The 6,351-nt window shown below is 64.8% G+C and carries 6 protein-coding genes; 5 read left to right on the forward strand and 1 reads right to left on the reverse strand.

The window, feature by feature from the left end; translation table 11 throughout:
- Positions 1-133 precede the first annotated feature (133 nt).
- Positions 134-1,042 (reverse strand): nuclease, encoded by a 909-nt coding sequence (locus ACZ3H8_RS36960; RefSeq protein ID WP_467409279.1) that lies wholly within the window; start codon positions 1,040-1,042, stop codon positions 134-136.
- Between the two features lie 903 nt (positions 1,043-1,945).
- Here ACZ3H8_RS36960 and ACZ3H8_RS36965 point away from each other — a divergent pair.
- The 5 genes from ACZ3H8_RS36965 to ACZ3H8_RS36985 all read left to right on the forward strand — a co-directional run bounded on the left by ACZ3H8_RS36965 (position 1,946) and on the right by ACZ3H8_RS36985 (position 6,257).
- Positions 1,946-2,854 carry a cytochrome P450 gene (locus tag ACZ3H8_RS36965; RefSeq protein WP_467409280.1) on the forward strand — a complete coding sequence of 303 codons (909 nt, stop codon included), beginning with the start codon at positions 1,946-1,948 and terminating at the stop codon, positions 2,852-2,854.
- A 5-nt stretch (positions 2,855-2,859) separates the two neighbouring features.
- Positions 2,860-3,525, forward strand: a complete 666-nt coding sequence (locus ACZ3H8_RS36970) for a hypothetical protein (RefSeq protein WP_467409289.1) — start codon at positions 2,860-2,862, stop codon at positions 3,523-3,525.
- On the forward strand, positions 3,522-4,805 hold the full coding sequence (locus ACZ3H8_RS36975; protein ID WP_467409282.1) for a cytochrome P450 family protein: 1,284 nt from the start codon (positions 3,522-3,524) through the stop codon (positions 4,803-4,805). The genes ACZ3H8_RS36970 and ACZ3H8_RS36975 overlap by 4 nt, the downstream gene beginning before the upstream one ends.
- A complete protein-coding gene (locus ACZ3H8_RS36980) occupies positions 4,802-5,485 on the forward strand; it encodes an SDR family oxidoreductase (RefSeq protein ID WP_467409283.1) in 684 nt (227 codons plus the stop codon). Before ACZ3H8_RS36975 ends, ACZ3H8_RS36980 begins: the two co-directional genes overlap by 4 nt.
- Before the next feature lie 604 nt (positions 5,486-6,089).
- Positions 6,090-6,257, forward strand: coding sequence for a hypothetical protein (locus tag ACZ3H8_RS36985; RefSeq protein ID WP_467409285.1), 168 nt, complete (start codon positions 6,090-6,092; stop codon positions 6,255-6,257).
- Positions 6,258-6,351: the final 94 nt, after the last annotated feature.

Raw genomic sequence — 6,351 nt, forward strand, 5'->3', positions numbered from 1 at the left:
CCGAACGCCGGGCGTTGATGTGATGGGAGATCCGCTTCGCGTACACGTAGCCGGCCTTCCTACGGCCTGCTCGTGGGCGCGAGAGTCGCGGCGCCGGACCAGCGGCCGGCAGCCAGCGCTCTCGCAAAGCACTCTAGTCGGCGCCCACCAGCCTCGGAGATGGCCGCAGATTCAGCCTTGCCACCGCCTCCTGTACATCCTGCGGCCACAGCCACAGCCGATAGACCGGCGGCACCTCGAAGTAGTTCTCCGGCCCATGCAGCACCCGGTCGCGCATGTCCACGCAGTACCGGCTCCGCCACGCGAACAGCTCGCGCGGAGTCAAGGACCGTCCCTCAATCTTCTTCTTGGTGATGTCGTGGAGCTTTTCGACGGCGCGGTACTCGTACGCCAGCAGCGTCTCGTCCGACGCCCAGATGCCCTGCCCCTCCGCCACCGCCTTGTCGCCCGCGGCCAGCAGCAGGGGAAGATCCAGCTCGCCCGGGATCGACGGGTAGATGATGAAGGGCGCCGCCCAACCCGCCGCGATCAGGTCGAGGTTGAAGGTCGATCGCTCCTCCCTCGGCATCGTCTTGCGTTCCTGCGCCGAGAAGTTGGGGGCTATGTACGCCAGCAGGCGGTGGTTGTCATCGAACGGAGCGTCCGCCGTGTGGATGTACAGGTTCCGCGGGCGGCCGTTGGGGCGGGCCAGTCGTCTGGCGATGTTCTCCTTCGAGAAGTCGGACGCCTCCGTGCCCTGCTGGAAGTGCAGGCTGCCCGCGCGGCCCGTTTCCAGCTTCGGGAGGAGAAATTCCGCGAGCCCAGGAGAGATCGGGGCGTCGCCCTGGCGGATCCACTCGGCGAGTTGCGAGAACTCCGCGTCGATCAGCGCCGCCCGTTCCGCCGAGCCCGCCGTCACCTCAGGGGTGTCGACGGAGAGCATACGGATCGGCATCCGAATGTTCGGGGTGTCGCCGTCGTGGACGTCTGCCAGTGCGCGGGAGCCCAGCGATGGCATCGTGGCACCGGCGGGTGACCACAGGATCTGTACGGGATCGATCACGACCGACTCCCTCCGACTCGCGACCGCGGGAACAGGTCCAGCTCAACGCGGACCAGGACCCTTTGTGATCGTCAGTCAGTTGAATGGTGGAGTTCTACGGCTGCGACACGGCCGCGCTGCCAGCATCACTCGGCAGGGACCGGCCCGCAAGGCGGAATTCCTGCTTCCGCATAAAACGTCCCCGGTCACCAATAGACGGCCGGGGTATCCATCTGCACACATCGGGTGGTTGTAACCTCATGCCTTCAGCGCGCATGAAGAGGTCAACGTCCACGAACGCCTCGCCGCAGCTGTATGGGGTCACTGTCGTACCGGATTGCGCGCCCATCCGCTGCTGCGCTGTCCGGCCGATGCCCGCGACGCCACTGAAACCGCGCGGCCGGGTGCGCTGAGCCGACGACGTCACGGTGGAGCGCCAGTCCATTGCGGACGAGAGACGACTCACCCGTTCGGAGTAATCCGGTTGTACTCCAAGTCGCACATCACCCGATCGGAGTGGTCAATGGTGGTGAGCTGACGCGAGATCTCCGTTCCACCCCGCAAGGGGCACCTCCGCCCCATGGACAAGGAAAGGACTGGACGGGCCAAAACCACCGTCACCGCGAGGGGTTGATGCCAATGGGAACCATCGGCTCCACTGACGCCCTTGCGGATGTTCACGCCGGCGACCCGTATCCCGTCTATGACCGACTGCGTGAGACGGAACCGGTGTACCAGTTCCGGACCGGCTCCTACCTGCTGACCCGTTACACGGACTGTCAGCGTGTTCTGGTCGAACGGGAGTGCTTTCGGGCGCCGGGCGGCCACGGGCCCTCCGGCCGGACAGTGCACCATCCGACGCCTGTTCTGTCGCGTGTCATGAGCTCACAGAACCCACCCCGGCACACCAGAATGCGTACCGCGGTGGCCAGGCCATTTGTCGAGCATGTGCGACGTCAGCAGCCGTGGCTCAGCAAGCTCTGCGACCAACTGCTCGAACCTGTGGTCGAGACCCTCCGTAACGGGGCGGCCGACATGACCGCACTTGCCGAGGCATTTCCCCGCGACACGATCATGCACTTGCTCGGGTTGTTCCCGGGTGATCGAGACCTTGTGTCGATGCTCGTCGCCGACATCTTTCCCACCTCCGGGCCCTTGCCCGGACAGGACCGTGCTGGTGCTGCGGCGATGCGGCAGCTCACCGACTACCTTCAGGGGGAAGTGGTTCGCCGGCGCCGCGCACCTGGCGATGATCTGATGTCCGAACTCGTCCGTGCGCACACCGACTGCCCTGAGGCTCTGCCTCATGACGAACTGATCAGTGTTCTCACCGGACTCATGGTCGCCGGGTACCCGCAGATAGCTGCGGGGATCGAGACCGGGGTCGTTCTGATGATGCGCCACCCGGACCGGGCGGTCTTCCTGGACGACCCCGTCCGCGCCCGGCTGTTCGTCGACGAGGTGCTCCGCTACGACGCGCCCGTACAGTTCACCCCCGCCCCCCGAATCCCCACGAAAGCGGTGGTCCTCAGCGGAGTGACGATACCGGCGGGGGCACAGGTCTGGCCGGTGCTGGGTGCCGCCAACCGGGATCCCGGAGTGTTCTCACAGCCGGATGAGTTCAGGCCGGGGCGCGACGGCCCACGTCACCTGAGCTTCGGCGGAGGTGCGCACTACTGCCTGGGCGCCGAACTGGTGTACCTCGAGATGTCGATGCTGCTGCGGCGGCTACGGCACCGTCTTCCGGATCTCGCGCCGGCACAGCCCCCTTGTCAGCGGTTCGGGCGGCTACGCGGTTTCACGTCTCTTCCTGTCATACGTGGGGAGCGCTGATCGTGATGAACGGTAGTGGTCCCAATGAACACGCGGACAGCGTGCATGTCTTCCTGGAGAGTGCCCCTTGCTCCACGTTCCTCGACGCCGCTGTTCGTGTCTATGAAGCGATCAGGCCGGGCTTCCCCTACTCGTGCTTCGGTGTGCTGGTCGGCTCCATGCGGGGCGAAAGTGCCCGCATCGAGCGTGTCGAGTTCGGCCGCAATGTCCGGGCCACCGACAGTGCGGCCCTGGGGGAGTTCTCCGAATCCATAGTTCCCTGTTTCGGAACGGCTTACAAAAACCCCCATCGCGGGTACTGGTGCGATTCCACCGACCTGCTTCGGATCATGCGGGACGCCGAAGTGGACGAGCTTGACATCCTCGGGTCCATACACCTCCATCCCGACTGGCACAACATCGACTCACCGGGCGGCAAAGGGCCACCGCTGAGCGAGCACCCGACGCGGATGGACAAGTATGCATTCGCCAATACCGGGTGGCCAGTCAATCTCATTTGTTACCTGGAGCGCCGGAACCGCAGCATCTATCACTCATGGGGCGCATGGACCCCACGTACCTCTGATCCCTCGAACCCGCATTGCGACGCGTTGCCGGTGCGCCTGGCCCTGCCCGCTCATGCACGAGTCCACCGGACACAAGCGGCTCCGCAGTACATGGAGGACCCGTGAATTCCGAACAGGCCGACAACGCCGTCACTTTCCGTATGCCACCCGAGCGCATGGCCCCCGACGGTGTCACCGATCTCATGGAGCAGAAGAATTACGTCAACGCCCCGTATCCGCTGCTCGCGCAGCTGCGGGCCGAAGGGCCTGTACGGCGCGTGATGTTCGCCGGTGTTCCCGTGTGGCTCGTCACGCGCCATGAGGACATCCGGGCAGCGAGCAAGGATCCACAGTTGAGCAACGATCCGCGGCGGGGTAACAGGGCCGTGCAGTCTGCTCCGTGGGTTTTCGCCACCGAGACCTACACCGTCACGCGCAACATGCTCCGCTGCGACCCCCCGGACCACACCAGACTTCGTGCACTGGTGGCAGGTGAGTTCACCCCGGGCCGCATCGAAGCCCTGCGTCCACGCATCCAGGAGATCACGAACGATCTCATTTCCCGGTTCCTTCCGCTGGGACGCTTCGATGTCATCACCGACTTCGCGAAGCGTCTGCCGCTCACGGTTATTTCGGAAGTGCTGGGCGTGCCTGCCGAGGGTCGGGACACCTTCGCGCGGCTGGCGGGCGTCTACGTCGAGATGAGCGAGGGCGACCACAGCCGCATGCCTCATGCCGCCTCCGAGATGCGGGACTACCTCAGCGGACTCCTGAGAGCGAAGCGGGAGTCGCCCACCGGTTCCGACGACCTGCTGGGACGGCTTCTCGAGGCCGATATCCAGGAGGACGAGATGATCAGCATGTCCTTCCTCCTCCTGGTGGCCGGATTCGAGACGACCGCGAATCTCATCGGCAGTGGGGTACTGGCACTGCTGGAGCACCCCGGGCAGCTGGACATGCTCCGGAGGGACCCGCACCTCATGGGGCAGGCGATCGAGGAAATCCTCCGCTACAACGGCCCCATCAAAATGGCGCCCGTACTGCGGATCACGACCTGCGACATGCAGATCGGAGACGTCACCGTTCCCGGGGGCGGAGAAGCTGTACTGCTGTCCTACGGCGCCGGCAATCGGGATCCGGACCGCTTCGCCGAGCCCGACCGGTTCGACATCCTCCGCGACAGCCGAGGACACCTCGCGTTCGGGCACGGGATCCACCACTGTCTGGGCGCGCCGCTCGGGAAAGCGGAAGGCACGATCGCGCTCCTCGCCCTCCTGGAACGCTGCGACGAACTTGCCCTCGCTGTCGATCCCTCCGAACTGACCTGGGGACACAGCCGGTTCATGCGTGGACTGACAAGCCTGCCGGTCACCTTCCGGCCCGTTCCGCGAGGTACTACGCCATGACAACTCCACGACCGCGCGCACTCGTGACAGGAGCCTCCCGGGGCATCGGGTCGGCCATCGCCCGCGCACTTGCGCCCACATACGATGTGCTCCTCGGCGGCCGCGATGCCCGGTCACTCGAGGTGCTCGCCCGCGACCTGCCAGGAAAGGCCCGTCCATGGGTGGCCGATCTGGCACACCCCGGCCAACTTGCCCAGGCCACGGCGGATATCGATCGTCTCGACGTGCTCGTGCACAATGCCGCCGTCGCCGAGCCCGGCACGATCGCCGATGCCTCACTGGACGTGTGGCAGCGAATCTTCGCGGTCAACCTTTTCTCGGCCGCCGAACTCACTCGGTTGCTCCTGCCATCGCTCCGCCACGGCCGAGGACACGTGGTTCTGATCAACGCGGGATCCGGACTCCGGATCAAGTCGAACCGTGGTCCCTACGCCGCCAGCAAATACGCGTTGCGAGCGTTCGCTGACGCCCTTCAGACCGAAGAGAAATCCAACGGAGTCCGAGTGACTTCGATCCACCCGGGCCCGACCGACACCGAGCTGCAGCGGAAGGCAGCCGAACGGGCGGGCCACGAGTACCGCCCGGAGCAGTTCCTGCGGCCGGAGTCGGTGGCGGCCATCGTGCTGAACGCGGTACGGGCGCCGGCAGACGCGACTGTGACCAACACCGTCATCGATTGAACACTGACCCTCAGTCGGCAGAAACAATGCGGTGACGAACTGCCTCAACCGTTGAGGTAGGGCTGGCCGCGCTGCGGCCTCGCTCGATGAGCGCAATGTCGCGAGGAGCAGAAGCGGCGAGCAACTCAGGCTCGCGCCTGCCCCTACCGACGAAGCACACCTGCGAGGTGCTCGGCTTCGTACCGGGCGCCACCTCCCAGGAGGCCCCGAGCCCCCAGCCGGACAACGACACAGACTGACCGCCAATCGAAGCTGACGGCCAATCACGAAGGTTCGAGGTTAATGCTCACGTGCCAGTCGCTAATCAATGGGACGCATGAGACGGAATTTGTCAAAGATTCGCTCGCCGCACATATGGCCAATCAGCGGTGCACCGATAGGATTTCGCGAATCGGCCTGAGATGCACGGGGGGATCGCATGATACGTCTCGTTGACCTGCGAGGGAGCTGGGACATTAACCAGCGACACCAGCTTGGAGACCCTCACGACTTCGGTTTCCAGATGCGTGTAACTGAGCAGTCAGAAGTCAAGCTGGTAGGAACGGCGCGCGCAGAACATCAAGGAGGAGAGATCATCAGCCCGAGGATTGATGATCGCTCAGTCATGTTCCAGATCGTATGGGATGACGGCAAGGTCGGCGACTACCGCGGATTCCTCTACGCTGACGGCCACTTGCGCGGTACCACGTTCCAGACCTTCCCGCAGATCGATGATCCGCCCATGGCCAACTGGTGGAGCGTTGCGGGCACCTTCAAGTTGGAGTGGTTCTAACGACCTCGTGCATGGTTAGCGGTGACGGTGGTCGGGCTGGGTCGTTGGGCTGTTTGTGGTGGGGGTTGAGGCACGTAGGTTGATCATGTCGGAG

Source organism: Streptomyces sp. NPDC002868 (assembly GCF_055563295.1).